Raw genomic sequence first — 24,193 nt, forward strand, 5'->3', positions numbered from 1 at the left:
AGAACAGCAACGGCGTTCCACTCGCCCTACGATCCCTCGCATGCTGATTCGCCGGACATTACGGATGATCATCGTGCTGGTCATGACCCTCGCCGGTGCCGTCGGGGGTGGGGTGGCGACGGCGCAGGCCGAGGGGGGCCGGCCGTCGCTCGATCGGCAACTGCTGTTCTACAACCACTCCTACGGAGTCCTCGACCGGGAGACCGCCGACGCGATCGAGCACTCCGACTATCTGCGGGACTTCGCCAACTTCCAGGTCCGCACCACGACCGGTACGGGCGGACGGACCTGGACCGGTCGCTATCTGATGGGCCGCGAGACCTATCTCGAACTGTTCGGGGTCGGTGACATCCCCGGCCAGGACGGCACCCTCGGCTCCGCCGGGCTGGGCCTCTCGACCGAGCGGGCAGGAGACCTGGCGACGGTCACCGAGCGGCTGAAGGACGAGGGCGTCGCCGACCCCGTCTCGTTCCTCCAGACGCGAGACTTCGGCGACGGCGTCCCCGTGCCCTGGTTCGACGCCATCCTCACCACCGAGGAGTACGACGCCTTCGGAGCCTGGGCGATGGAGTACCGGCCCGAGTACTTCGCCGACCCGCGCGGCAAGACCGAGCCGGCGAGCTTCCCCGGTGACGTCGGCCGGGAGCGCTACCTGTCCGACGACTACCGCACGCATCTGATGCGTGACGTCACCTCTGTCCGCCTCGCAGTCACCGAAGGCGACCTCGCCGACACCGTGCCACTGCTGCGAGCCGGCGGGTTCACCGTCCGGACCGTGGCGGGCGGTGGCGTCGTCGCCGAGCGTGGCGGCACCACCATCCGGTTCGACGCCGTCACGCGCGACCAGGCGGGTCTGCGTCAGATCGACCTGTCGCTCAACCGTCCCGTGAAGGACCGGCACGTGGAACGGATCGGCAGCTCGGACCTCGTCGTCGGCCCGGGCAGCCACGCCGTGTGGAAGTTCGCGGAGAACGGCACCGAGTAGGCGGTGCGGGGCGCGCTCTCGTCGGGGGCGCGCCCCCCCCGTACTCACAGTTCGAACGGTATCGAAACGATTGTTGGTGCCGTGCCGTCCTGCCTACGGTTCGTGCGTACCGCTCGCAACCGATTCGAGGGGACGGGGTACCGCATGGAGATCGCTGAGGCTCAGGTCAACAGGACCGCTGCGTGGTTGTCGGCACGTCGTTTGCCGCTGCTGGTGCTCCTCGCGCTGGTGGCGCTCGTGGTCACCGGCGTCGGGGCGTCGATGTGCTGCCTCGTCGAGTAGTGGAGCCCGAGGGCGCGGTACGGCGTGCCGAGGTACGCCGTACCGACGGGGCGGCTCCCTCGGCGAACCCCGATAACCCGGAGAACGCCGAGAACCCCGAGAACCCCGAGAACCCAGAGAACACAGGGCGCCTCACCGGCGTAAGAGGGCCCTCCCGTGGTGCGCCGTCGGCCGATGCGCGACGTATGGAGGCGTGGGTCGGCCGGATCGGTGCCGGCACTCTCGCGGTGCTGTGGATCGAGGGGGCGCGCGGCTGGCTCCACGCGGGAAGTGCGATGGGGACGGGTATGGCACGCTCCCACGTTCCGTTCTTCCAGAACGCGCACGCGGTGACCACCACGTACCTGGTGCTCGCCGTACTGCTCCTCGTCGGCACGGTCATCCTGCCGACGAGGCGGCTCGCCCTCGCCCTGACGGTCTGGACCTCGGCCCAGGCCGTCCATCTGATCTACCACGTCTACGACATCGACATCGTGGCGCCTGCCGAGCGGCTGCGGCTGTTCGGCGGTTTCGCCGCCAGTCTCGCCGTCGCCGCCGCGCTCATCCTGCTGCTCCGCCGAGCGAGCGCGTCGAGCGCGTCGACCGCCCCGGAACCGGCAACGACGGATCCAGGTGTCAGCCGGCCGCAGGGGTAGCTTGGCCCCATGTGCGTCTCCATGGATCAGGCCGAGTTCTCCGGCACCACCCTGTACGCGGGGCGGTTGCGGCATCCGCTGCACGGGCTGATCCATGTGCTGGGCTATCAGAACACCGCGGTGAACCTCGCCGACGGACCCAACGCCATGCTGCTGCATCTTCCGACGTATCGGATGACGCGGCAGAACTTCCTGTCCGTGGGCCGGAGTTCGGACGTGCTGGAGCGGATGGTGGACGCGGTGCGGCCCCGGTCCGTGGCGGCGCCCGATGAGATCGCCTGGATGGGGGCGGCGCCGGCGGAGGTCGAGGTGTTCGAGCACGACATCTACACGGTGCTGCTCGCACGCGACCCGAACGCGATTCCCGCCGCACTGGCGGAAGTTGCGGAGCACAGGCGGCCCGGGCTCGATCCCGCGCTGCTGCGGTTCTACGCGGAGCGGTATCCGGGGCACGCCGTCGCCGTGTGCTGCTTCGACAACGCGCAGGCGGCGCAGGCCAAGCCGTTGATGATGTGGTACGAGCCGCACGACCCGGAGCTGCTGACCTTGCCGGCCCTCGACTGCCACACCGGGCAGGCGCCCGACCTCGACTCCCCAGTGGCAGTGGACCATTGGGTGCTCTTCGGGACCGACGAGGCCCCGGAGGGCTGGGGCGAAGCCGTCGACCACGACCCGGCCATGCGGCACGACCTGCGCCGGTTTCTCCCCGACACCGTCGTGGGGCGCTCCTTCCGAGGCACCCTGCCCAACGGGGACTTCGCCCTCGGGCACGGTGACCTCCTCAGCGGCGACCTGGACCGCGTCTTCCGGCTCCGGCCCGGCTTCACGCCTGACGCCGGGGCCTGAAGAACCTCCCGGAGACGGGCGGCGTCCGTCAGTTCCTGCCGCTCCCGTACGGCCGCGTCAGGATCTCCAGCCTGTGGCCGTTCGGGTCGTCGAAGTACGTCCCCCGGCCGCCGTCGTTGCGGTTGATCTCGTCCGGGCGGTGGTGGTAGGGATCCGCCCAGTGCGTGAGGCCGGCCGCCTCGATACGGGCGAAGATCTCGTCGAAGTCCTCCTCGGAGACGAGGAAGGCGTAGTGCTGCGGCGTGATCGCGCCGTCCGTGTCCATGTAGTCGAGGGTCACACCGTTGGGGATCGCGACCGGGATGAACGGGCCGTACGGCGGGCTCACCTCACGGCCCAGGATGTCGGCCAGGAACTGGGCCGAGACCTTCTTGTCGTGCGCGGCGACGATGGTGTGGTTCAGCTCGACGGTCATCGTGCGGACCTCCTCGTACGTCCCGTATGGGCCGTCCGCCCTGCCGGCCGTGCGTGTCGGCTTCGCGGACACCTCCCACGCTAGGCGGGTCCGTCGACGCGCACATCCGCCGAAGGGTCCGTCGCGGTCCTACTCCCCTCCTCCCCCGGTATTCGGCCCGGAGTCCTAGGCATACGCCTCCGGGTGGCTGCGGCATCAAAGGGTGTTCGCCCCCTCCGCCCCTACCCGTCCCGTACCTGGGGGCTGCGCCCCCAGACCCCCGCCATCGGCCTGAACGGCCTCGTCCTCAAACGCCGGACGGGCTGAAAAGCCTGCCCCCGACGGGTGGGTGGGGGATCGGGACGGCCGGACCGCCCTCGAACACCGGACCGGCTGAAAGCCCGCCCCCAACAGGTGGGCGGGCAATCGCGACGGCCAGTCCGTACTCAAACGCCGGACGGGCTGAAAAGCCCGCCCCCAACAGGTGGGCGGGCGATCGGGACGGCCGGACCGCCCTCGAACACCGGACGGGCTGAAAAGCCCGCCCCCAACAGGTGGGCGGGCGATCGCGACGGCCGGACCGGACTCAAACGCCGGACCGGCCGATCCCCTACCCCTGCCGACCAGCGGGTCAGATCGTCGACGTGTCGATCACGAAGCGGTAGCGGACGTCGCTGGCCAGTACGCGCTCGTACGCGTCGTTGATCTCCGAGGCGCTGATCAGCTCGATCTCGGCGCCGAAGCCGTGCTCGGCGCAGAAGTCGAGCATCTCCTGGGTCTCCTGGATGCCGCCGATGCCGGAGCCGGCGAGGGTCTTGCGGCCGGCGATCACCGAGAAGAGGTTGATGGAGACGGGCTCCTCGGGGGCGCCGACGTTCACGAGCGCGCCGTCGGTCTTCAGCAGGGAGAGGAACGCGCCGAAGTCCAGCGGGGCCGAGACCGTCGACAGGATGATGTCGAACGTGCCGCGCAGCTCCTCGAAGGTCTTCGGGTCGCTGGTCGCGTAGTAGTGGTCGGCGCCCAGCTTCAGGCCGTCGTCCTTCTTGCGCAGGGACTGGGAGAGGACAGTGACCTCGGCGCCGAGCGCGTGCGCGATCTTGACGCCCATGTGGCCGAGGCCGCCCATGCCGAGGACGGCGACCTTCTTGCCGGGGCCGGCGTTCCAGTGCTTGAGCGGGGAGTACGTGGTGATGCCGGCGCAGAGCAGCGGGGCGGCCACGTCGAGGGCCAGGCCGTCGGGGATGCGCACGGTGTAGTTCTCGTCGACGACGATCGTCTCGGCGTAGCCGCCGTACGTGCGCTCGCCGTTCTTGTCGAGGGCGTTGTACGTGCCGGTCATGCCGCCGCCGGTGCAGTACTGCTCCAGACCGGCCTTGCAGTTGTCGCACTCGCGGCAGGAGTCGACCATGCAGCCGACGCCCACACGGTCGCCGACCTGGAACTTCGTGACGCCCGGGCCGACCTCGGAGACGATGCCCGCGATCTCGTGGCCCGGCACCATCGGGAACATGGCCTCGCCCCAGCCCTCGCGGACCTGGTGGATGTCGGAGTGGCAGATGCCGGCGAACTTGATGTCGATCAGGACGTCGAACTCGCCGACCGGGCGACGCTCGATGGTGGTGCGCTCCAGCGGGGCCTTGGCGGCGGGGGCGGCGTACGCAGCAACGGTGGTCATGCCGTGGGTCTCCTCAGGAGGGGTTGTGCGCCCGGCTGCCTTCCGGCCGGGCGCGAGGTCCAGCCTGCCCCCTCGCGCAGCAATCACCCAGGTCACGGCTCTGCGTACGCACGGTGGTCCTACTACTGGCGGGGTCAGGCTCCCGTGCGTACGACGGGGAATACTTGACGCATGAACGTACACCCCCCTCAGGAGACCGCCGGGGAACCGGGGCAGCCGCTGGACCGGCGCGCCGAGCTCAGCGAGTTCCTGCGCACCCGCCGTGCCCGGCTGAAGCCCGAGGACGTGGGCCTGCCGGACTTCGGGCGGCACCGCCGGGTGCCGGGGCTGCGTCGCGAGGAGCTGGCCCAGCTCGCGGGCGTGTCCGTGGCGTACTACACCCGCCTCGAACAGGGCAACGGACGGAACGTGTCGGCGGAGGTGCTCGACGCGATCGCCCGCGCACTGCGGCTGACGGACACCGAGCACGCGCACCTCACGCATCTCGCCAAGCCCAAGCAGCACAAGAAGAAGCGGACGGCCCGGCCCCAGCAGGCGCGGGGCGCGCTGCGGCAGCTCATCGACACCATGGACGGGATCCCCGCGTACATCGTCGGGCGGCGCTCGGACATCCTCATCTGGAACCGGATGGCCGCGGCCGTCTTCGGCGACTGGTCGCAGCTGGCGCCCCAGGAGCGGAACTGGGCGCGGATGGTGTTCCTGAATCCCGCGTACCGCGAGCTGTTCGTGGAGTGGGATCAGAAGGCCAGCGACATGGTCAGCTATCTGCGGATGGACGCGGGCTGCCACCCCGACGACCCGCGCCTGTCCTCCCTCGTGGGTGAACTCTCCGTGCACAGCGAGGAGTTCAGGCGGCTGTGGGCCACGCACGACGTGAAGGAGAAGGGTCACGGCGTGAAGCGGCTCCACCATCCGCTCGTGGGTGAACTCACCCTGTCCTTCGAGACGTTCAAGCTGCCCGACGACACCGAGCAGTCGCTGGTCACCTATCACGCGGAGCCGGGCTCGGCGTCCGCCGACGCCCTGCGGCTGCTGGCGAGCTGGGGAGCCGACGCCACCCGGGCGGGCGCGGCGTCACCCCAGCCGTGAACACGCCAGGGCCTCAGGGCTGATACGGCGGCATCGCCCCCCACGTCCACCTCGGCACCGGCTGCTCCGCCGGTGCCGTCGCGTCCGGGCCCGAGAAGTAGACCGCGAGGCGGGTGCCCCACTCGATGTAGGCGAGGAACGCCGAGCGGAACTCGGCGTCCGTGGGCAGACCGGCGTCGTCCGCCGCGTCCTGCAGGAGGTTGACCCAGCGGCGGCGCTGGGCCTCGGTGATGTTCTTGCCGAAGTGCTTGGCGACCATGTGGCCGTGGCCGCCCTGCTGTTCGGAGTAGGCCTTCGGGCCGCCGAAGACCTCGCCGAGCCAGAGGGCGACGTGCGCCGCGTGCTCGGGGGCCAGTCCCTCGAAGAGCGGCGCGAGGAGGTCGTCCTTGACGACCCTGTCGTAGAACACCTCGGTCAGCCGGGAGAAGGATTCGGCGCCGCCCGCCCAGTCGTACAGCGTCGGCACGGCCGCGCCCGTGCCCCGTACGGTGGTCGGCTTGTAGTGGCGCATCTCCTCGATGTCGGCGATGTAGGGGCGGATCTCGGCGAGGAAGTCGGGGAAGAGCTCCGACTTCCGGAAGCCCTCGACGTGGTCCTCGGTCGAGGTCCAGGTGATCCGCAGGATGAAGTGCTCGAAGTCGTCCTCGCAGCGCGACAGTTCGTAGTCGACGCACTGCGGGGCCGCCGTCAGCTGGGCGGCGGCCCGGGTATAGGCGGCCAGGAACTCCGCCGACTGCTGCTCGGGAATGCGGTATCGGATGTACTCCACGGTCTGCACAGTCATGGCTCACACACAACACGAAAGGCCCGCCGGACGCCTTGCTTCCGGTGGGCCTTTCGCTCACGGCTCACTCACCGCGGTACGCACGGCGCTCACGCACCGCCGGGCGCGCCGGCAGCTGGAACGCGCCCGATCTCACTTCCCGTAGAACGCGTTGTAGATCGAGAGCGTCGACTTGTTGCCCTTCTTGTCGGCGATCCCGGCGCGGAAGGAGATGGCCTTGCCCGCCGCCGGGTTGGCGTAGGTGATCCGTCCGTTCCTGACGTCGGTCTTCTTCCAGGTCCTGCCGTAGTCGTACGACACCCACACCGCCAGCGACTTGAGGTTGCCGCCCTTGGCCGCGCCCTCGACGGTGACCGGGATCGTCACCTTCTTGCCGGCCGTGACCTTGCCGTCGAGGCCGACGGCCGCGTTGAAGCGGACGGTGGAGGCCGGGAGGGTCACCGCGATGTCACCGGACGGCTTCTTCGAGTGGAAGGTCCAGCTCGCGTCGATCCGGGTGGAGGCGGCTGCGACCTCGGCGCTGCGGACGACCGAGGTGGTCAGCCTGTACTCGGCGTTGCCGGAGGGGACCTGGAACGCGGTGTCGCCCAGCACCGGGTCGGTGCTGCTGCCGATTTTCGCGCCGTTGCGGTACAGCGTCGTGTGCGCCGAGCGCAGGACCGACTCCCCGAAGTGCTTGCTCGCGTCGGCGAACAGCGGCAGGAACCCGTAGACGAAGTTGCCGTCGCGGAAGAGGCCGTACTCCGAGCTGAGGTGCGGGCCGAAGACCGCCGTGTTGAAGATCTTCGTGTAACTCCTGCCCGCCTTGAAGGTCTGCGGTTCGCCGAGCGAGTAGGAAGCCTCGGTGATCGGCACGCCGTCCGCGTCCTTGCCCGCGTTCTGGTCGAAGTCGAACGTCCACCGCACCTTGTGGGCCGTGGACAGATGCAGTGTGCGGGTGCCCGGCAGCGGCTGCTCCGCGGGTACGCCGAGGACGATGTCGTCGGGCAGCACGCCCCAGACGCTGAGCGCACCGGTCTTGCCGGGGGCCGCGGCGCCCAGGTGGTTGTTCACCGTGGCGAGTTCGCCGGCCGTGAAGTGGCGGACCTTGCCGCCCTGGATCTTCTTGACCGCGGCGGTGGTCGTCACGTCGTACTCGGCGTTGCCGCCCTTGGTGAACTGGCCGTACCAGGTCTGCCGCAGACCGGTGACCTCGGGGCCGAGGTGGGCCATCCGCAGGTTCGCGAAGGAGTCCAGGTCCATGGCGACGCCCTGGCCGTCCAGCGCGTCGTAGGCGTAGTTGATCGACGCGGACAGCGGCTTCGCCGAGGCGTCCGGCACCGTGATGTCGGCCGCCTTGGTGGTACGGGCGTCGAGCGTCACGGAGACGTCCTTGGTGACACTCAGCTTCGGCTGGACCAGCCAGTCGAGGCCGCCCTCGAACGTCTCGAAGTCCTTCGCGATCCAGGCGTCGAGCAGGTAGGTGCCCTTGGGCACGCGCATGGTCGTCGTACCGGAGGCCGTGACGGGTACCGCGTAGCCGTGGTCCTTGCCGAGGCCGCTGTAGCCGACCAGGACGGTGTTGTAGCTGTTGGTCGGCTGCCCGTCCTTGCCGATGTGCCTGACCGTGACGTCGTACGACTGGATCTCACGCTGCACGGCCGCGGCCGTGCGCACGCTCTGGCCGCCGCCCGTCGCCGTCACGTAGGCGGAGTACGCGCCGTCGATCGTGCCGCCCAGCTTGGTGTTGACGGTCAGCTTGACGGAGGTCCTGCCGCCCGCCGGGACCTTGACGGTGGTCGCGCCGAGCTTGAAGAAGCCTGCCGGGGCGGCCTGCTTCTTCGGGTTGGTGGCCGTCACCGCGAGCTTGAGCGTGACGTCCTTCTTGCCGAGGTTGCGGTAGGTGAGCTGCTTGGTGACCGGCTTGTCGTCGGTGTGCGGCCACTGCTGCGTACCGAAGCTCACCGACACCGGGTCGGCGATCACGATCTGCTTGATGGCCCTGTCGACCTGGATGCGGCCCGAACCCTGCTGGAACGGCGTGTACTTGCCGCCCTTCGCCGAGCCGGTCAGCGCGCCCTTCAGCTCGGCGTACGTCCAGTCGGGATGCTCCTGCTTCAGGATCGCCGCCGCGCCCGCGACATGCGGGGTCGCCATCGACGTACCCGAAATGGTCAGGTAGCCCGGGGGTTTCTCGCCGACCTCCTCGTCGATGAGGCTGCCCTTGGCCGCCGCGGCGGTGATGTCCACGCCGGGCGCGGTGACGTCCGGCTTGATGGCGGCGTCCCCGGCGCGCGGGCCGGTGCTGGAGAATTCGGCCAGCTTGTCGTGGTCGTCGACGGCGCCGACGGTGAGCGCGGCGTCCGCACTGCCGGGCGAACCGATCGACTGCGGGCCGGCGTTGCCCGCCGCGATCGCGAAGAGGATGCCCTTGTCGGCGGAGAGCTTGTTGACCTCCGCCTCCAGCGGGTCGATCTCCGGGGTGTCCGGGCCTCCGAGGCTCAGGTTGACGACGTCGGCCCCCTGCTCGGCCGCCCACTCCATGCCGGCGAGGATGCCGGAGTCGTCACCCGAGCCGGTGTCGTCGAGGACCTTGCCGTTGAGGATCCTGGCGCCGGGTGCGACGCCCTTGTACTTGCCGCCCGACTTGGCGCCGGTGCCCGCCGCGATGGAGGCCACGTGCGTGCCGTGGCCGAACCGGTCGGTGGCGTCGGCTGCCGTGCTGAAGTTCTTCGCCGCGATGACCTGGGTCTTCAGGTCCGGGTGGGTCGCGTCGACGCCGGTGTCGAGGACGGCGATCTTGACGCCCTTGCCGGTGTATCCGGCCGCCCACGCCTTGGGGGCGCCGATCTGCGGCACGGACTTGTCGAGGCTGGCCCTGCGGACGCCGTCGAGCCAGATGTGCGCGACGCCGGAGGCGCACTCGTCGCCGTTGGTGACCGCGGCCCACAGCTGCGCGGTGTCCTTCTGGGGTGTCTGTACGGCGTCCGCGTTCAGGGATGTGAGGGTGCGGCGCAGGGTGCCGGCGTCGCGGACTTCGGCCTTGGCGGCCGTCGCGGCGCCCCGATAGCCGACGATGACTTTCAGGCCCTTCTGCTGGGACCTGCGGGTCGCGGCCTTGTCGAGCTCGGTGATGTCGAAGAGGCGCTGGTCGAGCTTGCCGGCGTTGACCAGGCGGGCCGCGTCGGCCGGAGTCACGAGCGTGTGGCCGTTGTCCTTGCGGATCTGGACGGGTATGTGCTCGCGTCCCTTCGCCCGCTCCAGGCCGACGACACGGCCCTTGGAGTCGACGGCGACACGGTCACCGGTGATCAGGGTGATGCGGTGCCTGGCCGTGGATCCGCCGTGCTTCGCCGCTGTGGCCGACTTGGCCGTGGAGGTGCCCTTCGCGCGCTCTGCCCGCACCGACGCCGGGGTGGTCATTCCCGCCGTCAGGGCCACGACGGCCGCCGTGGCGACCGAGGCCGCGCATGCTCTTTTCACTTGTGTACGCAAGTCTCCCCCTGGAGAAAAGGTCCGGACGAATCCCCATTCGTCCGTCCGGGGGCGATCTCACACCTATGTATGACTGTGCACCCCCCGGATTACGCAGTATGCCGGGGGGTGCACAGCCCCTCAATAGGGGAAACACAGCCACGAGTTGAGGCAGGCGCTCCACTCCGCGCCCGCGCGCCGCCGCGCGCCCTCGCGAGCGGGGGCGCGGGCTCCCGTGGGCGGAGGGCGCGTCACGCTCCCGCGTTCTCCTTGACGGTGATCCTCCCCTTGCGGATCGTCGCGACGCGCGGCGCCTTCTTCGCGATCGCGGAGTCGTGGGTGACCATGATGAAGGTGAGCCCGTGCTCCTTCCACATGGATTCGAGTACGTCCATGATCTCGTCGCGCATCGACTCGTCGAGGTTTCCGGTGGGCTCGTCGGCGAGCAGCACCTTGGGCTGCTTCACCAGCGCGCGGGCGATGGCGACGCGCTGCTGCTGGCCGCCGGACAGCTCGCTCGGCAGATGCCCGAGCCGCTCCCCGAGACCGACCGACTCCAGCGCGTCGGCGGCCCGTTGCCGCCGCGCCCTGACCTTCACGCCGAGGGGTACGAGAGCGGTCTCCACGTTCTCCTGCGCGGTGAGCGTGGGGATCAGGTTGAAGCTCTGGAAGACGAAGCCGATGTTCTCGCTGCGCACCTTGGTGAGCTTGGCCTCGGAGAGTTTCGCGAGGTCGATGCCGTCGAGTTCGACGCTGCCCGCGGTGGGCCGGTCCAGGCCGCCGAGCATCTGCAGCAGCGTGGACTTGCCGCCGCCGGTGGGCCCCTGGATGACGAGCCGGTCGCCGTCCCCGATGGTCAGGTCGACACCGGCGAGCGCGTCGACGACGTCCTTGCCTCGCGTATAGCGCTTGGTGACGCCTCTGAGTTCGTACATGGTGCAACTCCTGGGATGGGTGAGGCGCTTGGGGGCTATTCGACGCGGCGCAGGGCGTCCGCGGGGCGCAGCCGGGAGGCGCGCCAGCCGCCGAATGCGCCGGCGATCAGACCGCCGGCGACGGCGAGGCCGACCGCGACGGCGATGGTGGAGAGGCTGACGGGCGCGGTCAGGGCGACGTCGAGGGCCTTGCCGGCCGCCTGCCGGCCGGGACCGCCGAAGCCGCCGCCTCCGCCCGGGCCGCCGCCCGCGTTGCCGCCGCCGGAGCCGACCTCGGCCTGGAGGGTGGGGCTGATCGCGGTGACGACGTAGGCGCCGGCGAGGCCGAGCGCGATGCCGAGGGCGCCGCCGACCAGTCCGTTCACGACGGCCTCGCCGACGACCTGGCGGGTGACCCGGCCGGACTTCCAGCCGAGCGCCTTGAGGGTGCCGAACTCCCGTACGCGCCGGGAGACCGCCGAGGAGGTGAGCAGGCCGGCGACCAGGAAGGCGGCCACGAGCACCGCGATGGACAGCCACTTGCCGACGTTCGTGGCGAGGTCGGAGGCGGTGGAGAGGGAGCCGGAGACGGTGTCCGCGAGGTCGGCGGAGGTCGTCACGGTCGTACCCGAGATGTTCTTCTGGATGGTGCTCTTGACGCTGCTGATCTGCTGCGAGTCGGACGCCTTGACGTAGATCGTGGTGACCTTGTCCTTGGAGTCGCTGAGCGTCTGCGCCTGCTTGAGCGGGATGTACAGGTTGGCCGCCGCGTCGCCGCTGTCGGGCGTCGCGATGCCGATGACCTTGTACTTGACGCTCTTGACGGTGACGGTGGAGCCGACCTTGAGCTTCTTCTCCTTGGCGTACGACTTGTCCGCGACGGCGAGCTCGGCGTTCGTCTCGGTCGTCCTGAACGTACGGCCGCTGGTGATCTTCGAGGAGGTCAGCGGGCCGAGCGCGGGCTTGGTGACGTCGGTGCCGTAGACGGAGTAGTTGTTGACGTCGAACTGGGCGCCGCCGCCCTCGACCCGGCCCTGCGGCGAGGGCTGCGCGCCGGGCTGCCTGCCCTGCTGACTGCCGCTGTTCCGGTCCTGCTTGAACTGGCCCTGCCTGAACTGCCCGCTGATCTTGATGACCCGGAGGCTCAGTCCGCCGACCGCGTCCGAGACGCCGTTCTGGCCGTCGACCTTGGTGACCGTCTTGGCGGAGAGGGTCTGGAAGCCCTGGACCATCACGCGGTCGCTGCTCTGCTCCTCGTCGGAGTCGCTGTCGCGCGCGTCGAAGTTGAAGCGGGGGCCGCCACTGCCGGAGGCCTGCGGGGCGGCGGCCTTGGTGACGGTCATGTCGGTGCCGAGACCGTAGAGCGATTCGAGGACCTTGTCCTGGGCCTTCCCCATGCCGGACGACACAGAGCTGACCACGATGACCAGCGCGATGCCGAGCGCGAGTCCGGAGGCGACGACGAGGGCCGCTTTTCTGCGGCGGCGCAGTTCGCGCCTCAGGTAGGTGAAGAACATGGCCGCAAGCTAGGTACGGCGCGTGATGACTGGATAAGGCCGAAATAAAAGAACGATGAGAAGGCTGTGGCGGAGCGGGAGTTCAGCTGTGCGCGGCCGAGGAACGCTGTGCGTCCGCCAAGGCCGACGGCCCGCACCCCGGGCGGGGTGCGGGCCGTCGTACAGCGGAAAGACGCGGGTCCTGCGGGAGCGGTCGCGGGTGTTACGCGGCCGAACCGGCCTTCCAGGCCGCCCAGTCCAGGTTCCAGCCGTTGAGGCCGTTGTCCGGCGCGATGGTCTTGTCGCCGGTGTTCTTGACGACCACGACGTCACCGATGATGGAGTGGTTGTACATCCAGGCGGCGGGCGTGCTCGGGTCGTTGGCGCCCTTGGTGTCGGACAGGCCGACGCAGCCGTGGCTGGTGTTGACGGAGCCGAAGATGGACTTCGCGCCCCAGTAGTTGCCGTGCATGAAGGTGCCGGAGCTCGACAGCCGGATGGCGTGCGGCACGTCCTTGATGTCGTACTCGCCCTTGCCGTCGTCGTCCGTGAAGCCCACGGTCGCGCCGTTCATCCGGGTTTCCTTGAACTTCTCCGACATCACCATCTGGCCCTCGTACGTCTTGTTGACGGGCGAGCCGGAGGAGATCGGGATGGTCTTGATGACCTTGCCGTCCTGGGTGACCTTCATGGTCTTGGTGTTGGCGTCGACGATCGAGACCTGGTTGCGGCCGATCTTGAAGGTGACCGTCTTCTGCTGCACGCCGTACACACCGCTCGCGCCCTCGACCCCGTCGAGGTTCAGCTTCAGCGTGACGGTGGAGCCTTCCTTCCAGTACTCCTCGGGGCGGAAGTCCAGGCGGTTGGCGTTGAACCAGTGGCCCACGACCTCCTGGCCGCTCGTGGAGGAGACGGTGATCCCCTTCTGCACGTCCGCCTTGTTCGTGATCGCCTTGTCGAAGTTGATCGAGACGGGCATGCCCACGCCGACGGTGGAGCCGTCCTCGGGCGTGAAGTTGCCTATGAAGCTGTTCGCCGGGGAGACCGTCGTGAACGACGCGTTCTCGTGGGCGACGCGGCCGTCGGAGTCCTTCGCCTCGGCGGTGACCTTGTAGGTGGTCGAGCGCTCCAGCTGTCCGGTGGGCGCCCAGGTCTTCTTGTCGGCGGATATCTGTCCGGCGACGGCGCTGCCCGCGGCGGTCTTCATGGTGACGTCCGTGAGCGAGCCCTTGCTCACGGTGACCTTGGCGGCGTTGTTGATGGAGGCGTTGTCGGAGCCGTCCTTCGGCGTGATCTTGATCAGGGCCTCGGAGGTCTTCTTCGCGGCGGCCTCGTCGACCTTGGCCTGCGAACTGGAGTCGCCGCCGCCGTCGCCGCTGCCACTGGCCTTGTCGTCGCCTCCGCCGCAGGCGGTGAGCACGAGTACCCCGCCGAGCAGTGCGGACGCGGCCATCAGACCCTTGCGCCGCTTACCGTCCGTCATCACACGCTTCTCCATGGTTGCCGAATCCCCAAAACCCCGAGAGTCCTCGCGTCCCTCGAGCACCCCGAGTCCCCGCTGAGAACTTTCTTGAACTCTCGTGAGATCTTTCAACGCTACGACCCGTTCGCCCCGTTCCACATCCCGCGGATGTGTGGGGCACACCACGTCGGGTCAACCCGACGCCTGGTGCGCAAGTGGTCTCTGCGTCTCCTGAGACGACGAAACCCCGGTCGGCGGTTGCCGCCCGGGGTCACGATTGCCCCCCAAGGTGCGTCAGCCGACTCGGACTTCCTCGTCGTCCACGTCGTCATCATCCTCGTCGAGATCCCAATCAGGCGAATCGGGGTCGTAGTCGATGGGCTCGCTGCTCCACGAAGCCTGGGTGAGCTCGACCCCGGGCACCTCGCTGACCAGGTCGAACGGGTCCACGAGATAGGCGAGTGCTTCGGCAGTGTCTTCCGTCACTGCGTTCTCGGCGTGCGCCCGCTCGTCGGCCGGCATGCCGGTGTCGTCGGCGATCCGCCGCAGCGCGGCCTTGGTGACGGCGTCGACGTCGTCGACTTCCACGACCAGCTCCACACGAAGCCGGACAAAACGTGATGTCTCAGGTGTGCTCATGGGACGGAGCGTACGGCCCACAGCTCACGTGACTTTCCCGCGACCCGCGACTTTCATTAGCATCGGCCCACACGGCCAATTCGCCAGCGCCACAAGGGGATCGATATTTCGTGTCCGCCGCACGTCGATCGTTGCTGACCGCCACCGCAGCGGGGACCCTACTGGGAGCCCTGTGGTTCGTCCCGTCCGCCAACGCGACCCAGGAGAAGCCACCTCAGCAGCCCTCCTCGGCGTCCACCGTCACACCGACGCCGCTCTCCGCGGAGTCGGACACGACACAGGAGGCCGGCGTAAGCACGCAGCTGGCCGACACGGGAAGCATCGACACGACGCCGTACGTCATCGGCGGCACCCTGTTCCTCGGCCTGGGCGCCGGGTTCGTGACCTACTCGGTACGCCGGGAGCGCACGGCGGCCTTCTGAGCGCTCCGTTCCGGGCCGGACAACCCACGGGAAACCCATGCGAGACCTGACCGAGCTGACCGACGTCGAGGAGCCCGCGTGGCCCCTCCTCGCCCATGCGCTCTCCACGAGCCCCGTCTCCCACGACGCGCTCCCCGTGGACCCCGCGCTGGGCCGCGCGACCCTGCTGCAGCTGCAGGTGACCGCCCGTTCCTGGCTCGGCGCATTCGTCCTCAACAGCGGCGGCCTGCTGCTGGACAGCGGCTGGCTGCGGATCTACGGCAGCCCGGACCACGCAACACCCTCCGGACTGCCGGGCCTCGCCGAGGTGAACGGCTTCCCCGAGCGGTTCGACCCGGGGTGGCGGCCGGAGGGCGGGCTCGTCGTCGGCCATGACGTCCTCGGCGGGGTCTTCGCGCTCAACGGGCCCGACCCGGCTGCCGCGGGCCGCCCCGGCCGTCCCGGCGCGGTGGTCTACTTCGCCCCTGACTCGCTGCGCTGGGAGGACCTGGAGGTGGGCCACGGGGACTGGCTGCACTGGCTCCTGGGCGGCGGCACGGAGCAGTTCTACGAGACGCTGCGGTGGCCCGGCTGGCGCGCCGAGTCCGGCGCCCTGCACGGCACCCAGGCCCTCTCGGTCTTCCCCAACCTGTGGTCGGCGGAGGCCCGCCGCGACCTCCCGGGCACCAGCCGCCGCCCGGTCCCGCTGACCGACCTGCTCACCCTGCACCGCGACTCCGCCCACCAACTCGACTCCGTCGACCCGGGCTTCCTGGGCATCGAGTAACGGCCGGAGGCCACCCGCCCCCGGCCGTCCTGCGGTCTAGGCCGCCCTGCGTCCGCCGCCGCCCTGGCCGCCGCGCTCGGGGCGGCCGCCCTGCGGGGAGCGCCCCCGGCCGCGGCCGGCCGGGCGGCCGGCGCCGGTGTCCTTGGCGCCGTCGCCACGGCGGCCCGAGCCGTTCGCACCGGTGCCCGCGGCGCCCGAGCTGTTGCCCGTGCCGTTGCCCGTGCCGGAGCGGCGGCCGGTGGTGCCGCGCTGCGCGGACGTACCCGCGCCGCGTCGTGCGCCGGTGCCGGTGCCGCTGCCGTTCCCGGCGGGCCTGGGGCGCGACCTGGGTCGCTGCTGCTTGGGCTGCTCGACGGGCTGCGGGACCTCGATCACCACGGGAACGCCGGAGGGCTCCCGGGCGCCGGTGATGCGGGACAGCTCCGTGTCGCTGGACTTGATCATGGCCGTACGCGGGCTGATGCCGGCGTCCGCCATGAGGCGGGACATCTCGCGCTTCTGCTCGGGCAGGACGAGGGTCACGACGCTGCCGGACTCACCGGCCCTGGCGGTGCGTCCGCCGCGGTGCAGGTAGTCCTTGTGGTCGGTGGGCGGGTCCACGTTGACGACCAGGTCCAGATCGTCGATGTGGATGCCACGGGCCGCCACGTTGGTGGCGACCAGCGCGGTGACCTGACCGTTCTTGAACTGGTCCAGGGTGCGGTTGCGCTGCGGCTGGCTGCGCCCGCCGTGCAGCGCGGAGGCCCGCACACCGCTCGCGAGCAGCCGCTTGGTGAAGCGGTCGGCGCCGCGCTTGGTGTCGACGAAGAGGATCACGCGGCCGTCGCGGGCGGCGATCCTGAGGGCCACGGCCTTCTTGTCGGTCTCGTCGGCGACGTGCAGCACGTGGTGCTCCATGGTGGTCACCGCGCCCGCGGACGGGTCGACGGAGTGCACCACGGGGTCGGTCAGGAACATCCGCACGAGACGGTCGATGTTCTTGTCGAGCGTCGCCGAGAAGAGCAGTCGCTGACCACCGGGTTCGACCTGCTTGAGCAGCGCGGTGACCTGCGGCATGAAGCCCATGTCGGCCATCTGGTCGGCCTCGTCGAGGACGGTGATGGCGACCTGGTTCAGGACGCAGTCACCCCGCTCTATGAGGTCCTTCAGGCGGCCCGGAGTGGCCACGAGCACCTCGACGCCGCGGCGCAGCGAACCGGCCTGCCGGCCGATCGACATGCCGCCGACGGCGGTGGCGACCCGCAGGTTGACGGCGGTCGCGTACGGCGTGATCGCGTCGTCGACCTGCTGCGCGAGCTCGCGCGTGGGCACCAGGACCAGTGCGAGGGGCGCCTTGGACTCGGCGCGGCGGCCCGCGGTGCGCGCGAGCAGGGCGAGGCCGAAGGCGAGGGTCTTGCCGGAGCCGGTGCGCCCGCGGCCGAGGACGTCGCGTCCGGCGAGGGAGTTCGGCAGGGTGGCGCCCTGGATCGGGAAGGGCTCGGTGACGCCCTGCGCCGCGAGGGTCTTCGTCAGGGCCGCCGGCATGTCCAGCGCGTCGAAGGACTCGACGGCGGGCAGGGCGGGAGTGATGGTCTCGGGCAGCGAGAACTCCTGCGGCGGGGCGGCCTTGCGGACCGGGCCCTTGCCGCCGCTGCGGCCGGCGTTACGGCCTCCGCCGCGTCCGGCGCCGCCTGCGGAACCGGTCGGCTGGGCACTGCCGCGGGAGTTCGTCGGTCGCCTACGGGCGGGACGTTCGGATCGAGTCATGCTGGATCTGGATTTCCTTTCTGGACTTCCTGGACCCCACGGACAACTCTCCTGGACCCACGGACAGCACGGACAGCTCGGACAGACGCGAGCCGGGACCCGCACCCGAAGGTGCGGGTCCCGGCTCGGGAAAGCGCGTCCCGAAATCAGGCGGGAACGATGTTCTCCGCCTGCAGGCCCTTCTGGCCCTGCGTGACGTCGAAGGAGACCTTCTGGCCCTCCAGCAGCTCACGGAAGCCGGAGCTGGCGATGTTGGAGTAGTGGGCGAAGACGTCGGGACCGCCGCCGTCCTGCTCGATGAAGCCGAAGCCCTTTTCCGCGTTGAACCACTTCACGGTGCCAGTAGCCATGTCATTCTCCTGAATAGGTAGGGGCCCCAGTCCGGAGATGCACCGGTGTAACGCCGGAGATGCCGGTAAAACAAAACGCGCCTGCGGAGGATTCCGATCAGGCGCACAAAGTAAATGGGTACCAAAAACGTATCAATGAGACAGTAGCACACTGGCGGCACACCTCGCACGGCAAGGGTGCCGCCGCCGGTCGACGACGGCACCCACCGCGCGGGACCTGCGGGGACTACGCCAGCGGCCCCGTCACCGTCTCCACCGAGGCGACGAGCGCGCCGGAGCGCACGAACGCGTCCGCCGCCGCCAGGTCGGGGGCGAGGAAGCGGTCCGGACCGGGGCCCTGGACGCCGGCCGCACGGACCGCCTCGATGACCGCCTGCGACGCCGGGGCCGGGGCCAGCCCCTCGCGCAGCTCGATGCCGCGGGTGGCCGCGTACAGCTCGACCGCGATGATGCGGGTCAGGTTGTCGACGGCCGTACGCAGCTTGCGCGCCGCCGACCAGCCCATCGAGACGTGGTCCTCCTGCATGGCGGAGGAGGGGATGGAGTCGGCGGACGCCGGTACGGCGAGCCGCTTCATCTCGCTCACCAGCGCGGCCTGCGTGTACTGGGCGATCATCAGGCCCGAGTCGACGCCGGCGTCGTCGGCGAGGAAGGGCGGCAGTCCGTGCGACCGGTTCTTGTCGAGCAGCCGGTCGGTGCGGCGCTCGGCGATGGACCCCAGGTCGGCGGCGGCGATGGCGAGGAAGTCGAGGACGTAGGCGACCGGGGCGCCGTGGAAGTTGCCGTTGGACTCCACGCGGCCGTCGGGCAGGACGACCGGGTTGTCCACCGCGGAGGCCAGCTCGCGCTCGGCGACCAGGCGGGCGTGCGCCATGGTGTCGCGTCCGGCGCCCGCGACCTGCGGCGCGCAGCGCACGGAGTAGGCGTCCTGGACGCGCGGGGCGTCGTCCTGGTGGTGCCCGGTGAGCTGTGAACCCTTGAGCACGGCCAGCATGTTGGCGGCACTGGCGCCCTGCCCGGGGTGCGGGCGGATGGCGTGCAGTTCGGGGGCGAGGACCTTGTCGGTGCCGAGCAGCGCTTCCATGGAGAGGGCGGCGGTGATGTCGGCCGACTTGTAGAGGGAGTCGAGGTCCGCGAGGGCCATGACCAGCATGCCGAGCATGCCGTCGGTGCCGTTGAGGAGGGCGAGCCCTTCCTTCTCGCGCAGCTCGACGGGGGCGATGCCGTGCTCGGCGAGCAGCTCACCGGCGGGCCGTACGACTCCGTCGGGGCCCTCCGCGTCGCCCTCACCCATGAGCGTGAGCGCGCAGTGGGAGAGCGGGGCGAGGTCGCCGGAGCAGCCGAGCGAGCCGTACTCGTGGACGACGGGGGTGATGCCCGCGTTGAGGATGTCGGCCATGGTCTGCGCGACTTCGGGCCGTACGCCCGTGTGTCCCGAGCAGACGGTCTTGAGCCGCAGGAACATCAGCGCGCGGACGACCTCGCGCTCCACGCGCGGGCCCATGCCGGCGGCGTGCGAACGGACGATGTTGCGCTGCAGCTGGGCACGCAGCTCCGGGCTGATGTGCCGGCTCGCGAGAGCGCCGAACCCGGTGGAGACGCCGTAGACGGGCTCCGGCTTGGCCGCCAGCGCGTCCACGATCTCGCGGGCCGCGGCGAGGGCCCGCGCCGCGTCGTCGGAGAGCTCGATCCGGGCGCCGTCGCGCGCCACGGCGAGAACGTCGGACGCGGTCACCCCGGACGTCCCCACCACCACAGTGTGCATATCCATATTCAGGAGCGTACGCAGTGAATTCGATGATGTCACTACTGGGTGGCGGGTTGACCCCTTACCGGCACGCAGGAGGGGCGGGCGGGGTCAGGGTCGCCCCCGGAAGCGACGGCGCTCCCGTACGGCGTCCGGGGAGGGCGCGTCGGCCAGCCGTACGACGGGGTCGTCGGGGCCCTCGCGCCCGGCGACCACGGGTTTGTGGGCGTGCACGGCCTTCGCGCGGTACTGGGCCGCGTCGGCCAGCCGGAACAGCCGGCGGCCCGAGCGCACCGGTCCGATCGGGTCCTCGGTCGAGGCGACCCCGCACGCCACGCCGTCGCCGAGCTCCAACTCGGCGGCGCGGCGGCACAGTTCGTCGGCGATCCGGACCACCTCGTCCGCCGACGGACCCACCGCGAGCAGGCAGAACTCGTCACCGCCGAGCCGGGCGGCGAGGGCCCCCGGCAGCATCGCCCCGCACAACGACAGCACCGACCCGAACCGCTCCAGCAAGCGGTCGCCCACGGCGTGCCCCTGGGTGTCGTTGACCCGCTTGAGCCCGTTGAGATCGCAGACGACGAGACTCACGACGACCCCGTCCCGCCGATGCCGCTCGACCGCCTCGTCGAGCCGGACATCGACCGCCCGCCGGTTCGCGAGCCCGGTGAGGGCGTCGGTGAACGCCAGCCGCCGGGCCTCCTCCAGCCGCTCGGTCTGCGCGATCCCGGCGGCGACCACGGAGGCGAGGACGGTCGCGAAGTCGGCGTCGGCCCGGTCGAAGACGGGATCCTTGGCCGCACGGGCCACATACAGCTCGCCCCAGGCCCGGCCGTGCAGCACGATCGGGGCGACGACACAGCAGCCGCGGCCGCGCCGCCGCAGCGCGGCGACCCTCTGATGGCAGTACCCGGCGCGCCCCTCCGCCGGACCCTCCGCCGTCTCGACCCAGGCGTTGGGCTCACCGCCGCCGGCCCAGCGCTCGTGCAGGAACTCGGTGATCTCCGGGAACTGGTGCACGGGGTACGCCTCCCCGTCGGGGAACTCCTCCTCGCCCGGCGCGCGTTCGCCGACGTTCACCAGGACCCGGAGCCGGCCGAGCTCGCGCTCCCACACCGAGAGCGCCGCGAAGTTCCCGTCGAGCGCCCGGCAGGCCCCGAGCGCCGCGGCCCGCCAGGACTCCCGCGGGGTGTGCGCCGCCGCCATCCCCTGCGCCAGCTCCACCACGGCCCTCAGCCGTCTGTCCTCACCCATCACTCCAGGTTAGGGATGTTTTAGGCGATTTGGGATGTTAGTGGTGCGAACAGGGGTACGGTCCCGCCCAGCGTCGTGCGCGTGCGGCTCCCTACTCCCCCGGCCACTCCGGCTTCCGCTTCTCGTTGAACGCGGCGACCCCCTCCGCCCGGTCCCCCGAGAAGGCGACGGACCGCCACGCCGCGTCCTCGACCTCCAGGCCCGCCCGGAGGTCGAGCCCGTGCCCCAGGCGCAGCGCACGCTTCGCGGCCCGCAGCCCCACCGGCGAGTTCGCCGCGATCCGGGCAGCCAGCGCAAGGGCCTCGGAACGGTCCTTCCCCGCCTCCACCAGCTCGTCCACGAGCCCCAACTCCCGCGCCTCGGCGGCCTCCAGCCGCCGCGCCGAGAAGATCAGCTCGGCCGCCCGGGCCGCCCCGACCCGCCTGGGCAGCAACTGCGTACCGCCCCCGCCGGGAATGACCCCCACCGACACCTCGGGCAGCCCGACGACCGCCGTACGGTCGGCCACGATCAGGTCGCAGGAGAGCGCCAACTCGAAGCCGCCCCCGAGCGCGAAGCCGTGCACCGCGGCGACGGTCGGCATCGGCAGTTCCAGTACGCCGGTGTAGGCGGCACGCGCGACGGGGCGCTGCCGCACCAGGTCGGCGTCGCTGAAGGAGTTCCGCTCCTTCAGATCGGCTCCGACACAGAAGGCACGTTCATGCGTGGAGGTCAGCACGACCACCCGCACCTCCCGGTCTGCGGCGAGCGCCTCGCACGCGGCGGCGATGGAGCGCGCCATGTCCGTGGACACGGCGTTCATGGCCTTCGGCCGGTCGAGGGCGAGCTCCGCGACGTACCCATGCCGCCGTACGGCGACGAACTCCCCGAACCGCCGCTCGTCCCCTTGCTCCGCCATGACACCCTCCCGGTTAACGCAGGTTAACTACCGACCCCCCGATCATCGCAGCCACGCCCGCCGGACGAAACCCGTCCCCCCGCACCCGAACTCCCCGTTCGAGTGACACCGGCCCCAACTCCCCTCCCGCTCCCCCGAACGGCGCATAACCTGCGCACCGCTACAGCGCATGGCACCGGGGAGGGACGACCATGGCGGAAGCAGCAACGACGACGAAGCCAGAGACAGAAACAGAGCCACAAACAGCGACAGAGACAGCGGCAGAAACAGATCCGCGGCCACAAGCGGCGCCGTCCAGGACGGTCGGCCGGCACCGCAGGCCGCGCCCCCGCCGTGTCCTGTTCGCCGTCAGCGGGATGGCCCTGGCCGCCGGGGTCCTGAGCTTCGTACGGCTGACGCCCGAGTCGGTGCTCGGAGGCGGCGGCAGTGCGGAGGCGGAGCCGAGGGCGGCCGCTCCCGCGGACACGGCGGGCAACGCGGCGGTCACCGTCGAGGCCGTGCCGTCGGCGAGTCCCACGTCGACCGCCGTCATGGGCGGCGTGAGTGCGACACCCACGCCGGGCGTGAGCCTCGCCCCGATGTCCTCCGCGCCGTCCGCGTCGACGCTCGCGAGCCCTCCGGCGCGGGACGTCCCGGCCCCGGACGCCACCGGCATCCCCACGGCCCCGGCTCCCACGACCACGCCGTCCGCCGCTCCGAGGCCCCCGGCGACGACGGCGCCGGCCCCGCAGCCGACTCCGAGCGCCACCACGGGCAACGGAAACGGCAATGGCAACGGGACCCCGGCTCCGAAGGCCGACCCGCCGGGGCTGTGCGTCCCGATCGTGGGTCTGTGCGTCGACGGCCTTGCGCAGCCGGGCGGCCTTCTCGGGCGGTAGGGCCCAGGGGGCGTCAGCTCTCGTTGTCCCGGCGGGCCAGCAGCCATGGTTCGACCACGCCCAGGCCGCGGACGGGGCGCTGCCACATGGGCTGCAGGGCGAAGCGGTAGGCGGGCGGTTCCTCGCCCTCCTTCTCCGCGGCGACGGCGGCCTCGGCGGCCTCCGCCTCGGAGACAGGGGCGTCGCCGGTGCGCACCAGTTCCTCGGCGAAGGCGCCGTCGACGAGGACGGCGTCGCGTGGCGCTATCGAGGTGAGGCGCGAGGCCAGGTTCACGGTCGTACCGAAGACATCACCCATACGGGTGGTGACCGTGCCGAAGGCGATGCCGACGCGCAGCTCCGGCATCGTCTCGTCGTTCGCCATCGTCTCGATGAGGCGCAGGGCGATCTCGGCGGCCACGCCCGCGTCGTCGGCGGCGTACAGCACCTCGTCGCCGAGGGTCTTGATGAGCCGGCCCCCGTGGGCCGCCACCAGGTCCGCGGCCGTCGTCTCGAAGGCCTCGACGAGCTCGCCGAGCTCCTCCTCCTCCATACGGCGGGTGAGGCGGGTGAAGCCCACCAGGTCGGCGAAGCCGACGGCCAGGCGGCGGTCGACCATCTCCTCGTCGTCGGCCGCCTGCACGACCCGGCCGGTCGCGGCGGCGAGCTGGCGCCGCCAGACGTAGACGAGGAACTCCTCCAGCTCGGGCAGGAGCAGCTCGATCAGGGGGTACGTCACCTCGGTGCGGGTCATCCCCGGCTCCGGAGGCTCGGTCAGGCCCTCCAGGAAGGAGTCGATCTGCCATTCGGCGAGGCGGGCGGTGGTCTGGCCGGTGGAGCGGGCCACCTGTACGGCCATGGCCTCGCTGAGCAGGCCCGCCTCGACAAGGCCCGCGAGACGGCGCAGCGCCAGTACGTCCGCCTCCGTCAGGGCCTTGGCCTGGCCGATGTCCGCGAATCCCATGGCCCGCCAGAAGCGGGACGCCAGTTCCATGGAGACGCCTGCGCTGCGGGCCGCCTGGAAGGGGGTGTAGCGGCGTTCGGCGCCGAGGATGAGCTGTTCGAGGCGGAGGGCCAGGGGGTCCTCGCCGGGGTCGGGTTCGCCGGGGGCGTCCACGCGGGCCTGTGCGTCCATCCGGGGCTGGGCGTCCGTCCACCCGTTCGGGTCGGTCCGGCCGGGGGACGCCTCGGTGACCGGGCCGGCGGTACGGCCCGGCTCGGCGTCGGGGGCGGGGTGCGCACCCGTGCCGGAGCCCGTGTCGTCGACGGTCACGCCTGCTGCCCTTCCGATCTGCCGCGGTCAGGATCGACCGCGGTCAACTCTACGACAGGTGTGCTCTGGCTCACTCCTGCGCGGGGCGGGTAGGGGGCTTCTGACGGATCAGCGCGGAAGAAGGAGGGGCGTTCGGTGCGTGCTCTCGGCGTGCCGGGCGGAAGTCCTCGTAGCGGAGCTACTAGGGCTTTCGTCCGGTGCGGCGAGAGTGCGTGCCGGGCGTCGC

Annotated in this window: 22 protein-coding genes; 8 read left to right on the forward strand and 14 right to left on the reverse strand. The window is 70.7% G+C overall.

The window, feature by feature from the left end; translation table 11 throughout:
* Positions 1-64 precede the first annotated feature (64 nt).
* The 4 genes from ACN6LB_RS12865 to ACN6LB_RS12880 all read left to right on the forward strand — a co-directional run bounded on the left by ACN6LB_RS12865 (position 65) and on the right by ACN6LB_RS12880 (position 2,748).
* Entirely contained in the window at positions 65-985 is a 921-nt protein-coding gene (locus ACN6LB_RS12865) for a DUF5829 family protein (protein ID WP_445025934.1), read from the forward strand.
* 144 nt (positions 986-1,129) lie between these two features.
* The gene (locus ACN6LB_RS12870; protein WP_356140857.1) at positions 1,130-1,267 is read left to right on the forward strand and encodes a hypothetical protein; all 138 of its coding nucleotides are present in this window, start codon (positions 1,130-1,132) and stop codon (positions 1,265-1,267) included.
* Positions 1,267-1,902: a hypothetical protein gene (locus ACN6LB_RS12875; protein WP_445025918.1), complete on the forward strand. Its 636-nt coding sequence runs from the start codon at positions 1,267-1,269 to the stop codon at positions 1,900-1,902. The genes ACN6LB_RS12870 and ACN6LB_RS12875 overlap by 1 nt, the downstream gene beginning before the upstream one ends.
* 9 nt (positions 1,903-1,911) lie before the next feature.
* On the forward strand, positions 1,912-2,748 hold the full coding sequence (locus ACN6LB_RS12880; protein WP_445025919.1) for a hypothetical protein: 837 nt from the start codon (positions 1,912-1,914) through the stop codon (positions 2,746-2,748).
* Positions 2,749-2,776: 28 nt separating this feature from the next.
* Here the strand turns inward: ACN6LB_RS12880 and ACN6LB_RS12885 are convergent, their stop codons facing one another.
* Entirely contained in the window at positions 2,777-3,163 is a 387-nt protein-coding gene (locus ACN6LB_RS12885; RefSeq protein ID WP_445025920.1) for a VOC family protein, read from the reverse strand.
* 610 nt (positions 3,164-3,773) lie between these two features.
* Positions 3,774-4,817, reverse strand: coding sequence for an NAD(P)-dependent alcohol dehydrogenase (locus ACN6LB_RS12890; RefSeq protein WP_445025921.1), 1,044 nt, complete (start codon positions 4,815-4,817; stop codon positions 3,774-3,776).
* Between the two features lie 171 nt (positions 4,818-4,988).
* Here ACN6LB_RS12890 and ACN6LB_RS12895 point away from each other — a divergent pair, with 171 nt between their 5' ends.
* Positions 4,989-5,906 (forward strand): helix-turn-helix domain-containing protein, encoded by a 918-nt coding sequence (locus ACN6LB_RS12895; protein WP_356140847.1) that lies wholly within the window; start codon positions 4,989-4,991, stop codon positions 5,904-5,906.
* A gap of 13 nt (positions 5,907-5,919) precedes the next feature.
* On the opposite strand, the gene ACN6LB_RS12900 is transcribed toward ACN6LB_RS12895, so the two are convergent.
* From ACN6LB_RS12900 to ACN6LB_RS12925, 6 genes are all read right to left on the reverse strand, one after another.
* Positions 5,920-6,690: a group II truncated hemoglobin gene (locus ACN6LB_RS12900; RefSeq protein WP_445025922.1), complete on the reverse strand. Its 771-nt coding sequence runs from the start codon at positions 6,688-6,690 to the stop codon at positions 5,920-5,922.
* 132 nt (positions 6,691-6,822) lie between these two features.
* On the reverse strand, positions 6,823-10,152 hold the full coding sequence (locus ACN6LB_RS12905) for a S8 family peptidase (protein ID WP_445025923.1): 3,330 nt from the start codon (positions 10,150-10,152) through the stop codon (positions 6,823-6,825).
* A 242-nt stretch (positions 10,153-10,394) separates the two neighbouring features.
* Positions 10,395-11,078, reverse strand: coding sequence for an ABC transporter ATP-binding protein (locus tag ACN6LB_RS12910; protein WP_445025924.1), 684 nt, complete (start codon positions 11,076-11,078; stop codon positions 10,395-10,397).
* 35 nt (positions 11,079-11,113) lie between these two features.
* The gene (locus ACN6LB_RS12915; protein ID WP_445025925.1) at positions 11,114-12,574 is read right to left on the reverse strand and encodes an ABC transporter permease; all 1,461 of its coding nucleotides are present in this window, start codon (positions 12,572-12,574) and stop codon (positions 11,114-11,116) included.
* A gap of 202 nt (positions 12,575-12,776) precedes the next feature.
* Positions 12,777-14,051 (reverse strand): L,D-transpeptidase, encoded by a 1,275-nt coding sequence (locus ACN6LB_RS12920; protein WP_445025926.1) that lies wholly within the window; start codon positions 14,049-14,051, stop codon positions 12,777-12,779.
* A 258-nt stretch (positions 14,052-14,309) separates the two neighbouring features.
* Positions 14,310-14,654, reverse strand: a complete 345-nt coding sequence (locus tag ACN6LB_RS12925) for a hypothetical protein (RefSeq protein ID WP_356140835.1) — start codon at positions 14,652-14,654, stop codon at positions 14,310-14,312.
* A gap of 110 nt (positions 14,655-14,764) precedes the next feature.
* Between ACN6LB_RS12925 and ACN6LB_RS12930 the strand changes: the two genes are divergently transcribed.
* Complete coding sequence (locus tag ACN6LB_RS12930) at positions 14,765-15,076, forward strand: LPXTG cell wall anchor domain-containing protein (RefSeq protein WP_445025927.1); 312 nt, start codon at positions 14,765-14,767, stop codon at positions 15,074-15,076.
* A 37-nt stretch (positions 15,077-15,113) separates the two neighbouring features.
* A complete protein-coding gene (locus tag ACN6LB_RS12935) occupies positions 15,114-15,842 on the forward strand; it encodes a DUF2625 family protein (protein WP_356140831.1) in 729 nt (242 codons plus the stop codon).
* Positions 15,843-15,878: 36 nt separating this feature from the next.
* Here the strand turns inward: ACN6LB_RS12935 and ACN6LB_RS12940 are convergent, their stop codons facing one another.
* The 5 genes from ACN6LB_RS12940 to ACN6LB_RS12960 form a co-directional block, all read right to left on the reverse strand.
* The gene (locus ACN6LB_RS12940) at positions 15,879-17,588 is read right to left on the reverse strand and encodes a DEAD/DEAH box helicase (RefSeq protein WP_445025928.1); all 1,710 of its coding nucleotides are present in this window, start codon (positions 17,586-17,588) and stop codon (positions 15,879-15,881) included.
* Between the two features lie 146 nt (positions 17,589-17,734).
* Positions 17,735-17,938: a cold-shock protein gene (locus ACN6LB_RS12945; protein ID WP_160504463.1), complete on the reverse strand. Its 204-nt coding sequence runs from the start codon at positions 17,936-17,938 to the stop codon at positions 17,735-17,737.
* Positions 17,939-18,164: 226 nt separating this feature from the next.
* Positions 18,165-19,703 (reverse strand): histidine ammonia-lyase, encoded by a 1,539-nt coding sequence (gene hutH, locus ACN6LB_RS12950; protein WP_445025935.1) that lies wholly within the window; start codon positions 19,701-19,703, stop codon positions 18,165-18,167.
* A 93-nt stretch (positions 19,704-19,796) separates the two neighbouring features.
* Positions 19,797-20,939, reverse strand: a complete 1,143-nt coding sequence (locus ACN6LB_RS12955) for a diguanylate cyclase domain-containing protein (RefSeq protein WP_445025929.1) — start codon at positions 20,937-20,939, stop codon at positions 19,797-19,799.
* A 91-nt stretch (positions 20,940-21,030) separates the two neighbouring features.
* A complete protein-coding gene (locus ACN6LB_RS12960; protein WP_445025930.1) occupies positions 21,031-21,837 on the reverse strand; it encodes an enoyl-CoA hydratase/isomerase family protein in 807 nt (268 codons plus the stop codon).
* Between the two features lie 356 nt (positions 21,838-22,193).
* Here ACN6LB_RS12960 and ACN6LB_RS12965 point away from each other — a divergent pair, with 356 nt between their 5' ends.
* A complete protein-coding gene (locus tag ACN6LB_RS12965) occupies positions 22,194-22,715 on the forward strand; it encodes a hypothetical protein (protein WP_356147913.1) in 522 nt (173 codons plus the stop codon).
* Positions 22,716-22,728: 13 nt separating this feature from the next.
* Here the strand turns inward: ACN6LB_RS12965 and ACN6LB_RS12970 are convergent, their stop codons facing one another.
* Entirely contained in the window at positions 22,729-23,967 is a 1,239-nt protein-coding gene (locus tag ACN6LB_RS12970; RefSeq protein ID WP_445025931.1) for an adenylate/guanylate cyclase domain-containing protein, read from the reverse strand.
* Positions 23,968-24,193: the final 226 nt, after the last annotated feature.

Source organism: Streptomyces sp. SAS_270, assembly GCF_052543295.1.

Coding starts and splice junctions, on each gene's coding strand:
- ACN6LB_RS12880 (WP_445025919.1), top strand. CDS start 1,912: ATGTGCGTCTCCATGGATCAGGCCGAGTTCTCCGGCACCACCCTGTAC.
- ACN6LB_RS12935 (WP_356140831.1), top strand. CDS start 15,114: ATGCGAGACCTGACCGAGCTGACCGACGTCGAGGAGCCCGCGTGGCCC.
- ACN6LB_RS12915 (WP_445025925.1), bottom strand. CDS start 12,574: ATGTTCTTCACCTACCTGAGGCGCGAACTGCGCCGCCGCAGAAAAGCG.
- ACN6LB_RS12870 (WP_356140857.1), top strand. CDS start 1,130: ATGGAGATCGCTGAGGCTCAGGTCAACAGGACCGCTGCGTGGTTGTCG.
- ACN6LB_RS12940 (WP_445025928.1), bottom strand. CDS start 17,588: ATGACTCGATCCGAACGTCCCGCCCGTAGGCGACCGACGAACTCCCGC.
- ACN6LB_RS12945 (WP_160504463.1), bottom strand. CDS start 17,938: ATGGCTACTGGCACCGTGAAGTGGTTCAACGCGGAAAAGGGCTTCGGC.
- ACN6LB_RS12890 (WP_445025921.1), bottom strand. CDS start 4,817: ATGACCACCGTTGCTGCGTACGCCGCCCCCGCCGCCAAGGCCCCGCTG.
- hutH (WP_445025935.1), bottom strand. CDS start 19,703: ATGCACACTGTGGTGGTGGGGACGTCCGGGGTGACCGCGTCCGACGTT.
- ACN6LB_RS12955 (WP_445025929.1), bottom strand. CDS start 20,939: ATGGGTGAGGACAGACGGCTGAGGGCCGTGGTGGAGCTGGCGCAGGGG.
- ACN6LB_RS12865 (WP_445025934.1), top strand. CDS start 65: ATGATCATCGTGCTGGTCATGACCCTCGCCGGTGCCGTCGGGGGTGGG.
- ACN6LB_RS12965 (WP_356147913.1), top strand. CDS start 22,194: ATGGCCCTGGCCGCCGGGGTCCTGAGCTTCGTACGGCTGACGCCCGAG.
- ACN6LB_RS12885 (WP_445025920.1), bottom strand. CDS start 3,163: ATGACCGTCGAGCTGAACCACACCATCGTCGCCGCGCACGACAAGAAG.
- ACN6LB_RS12925 (WP_356140835.1), bottom strand. CDS start 14,654: ATGAGCACACCTGAGACATCACGTTTTGTCCGGCTTCGTGTGGAGCTG.
- ACN6LB_RS12895 (WP_356140847.1), top strand. CDS start 4,989: ATGAACGTACACCCCCCTCAGGAGACCGCCGGGGAACCGGGGCAGCCG.
- ACN6LB_RS12960 (WP_445025930.1), bottom strand. CDS start 21,837: ATGGCGGAGCAAGGGGACGAGCGGCGGTTCGGGGAGTTCGTCGCCGTA.
- ACN6LB_RS12910 (WP_445025924.1), bottom strand. CDS start 11,078: ATGTACGAACTCAGAGGCGTCACCAAGCGCTATACGCGAGGCAAGGAC.
- ACN6LB_RS12920 (WP_445025926.1), bottom strand. CDS start 14,051: ATGGAGAAGCGTGTGATGACGGACGGTAAGCGGCGCAAGGGTCTGATG.
- ACN6LB_RS12900 (WP_445025922.1), bottom strand. CDS start 6,690: ATGACTGTGCAGACCGTGGAGTACATCCGATACCGCATTCCCGAGCAG.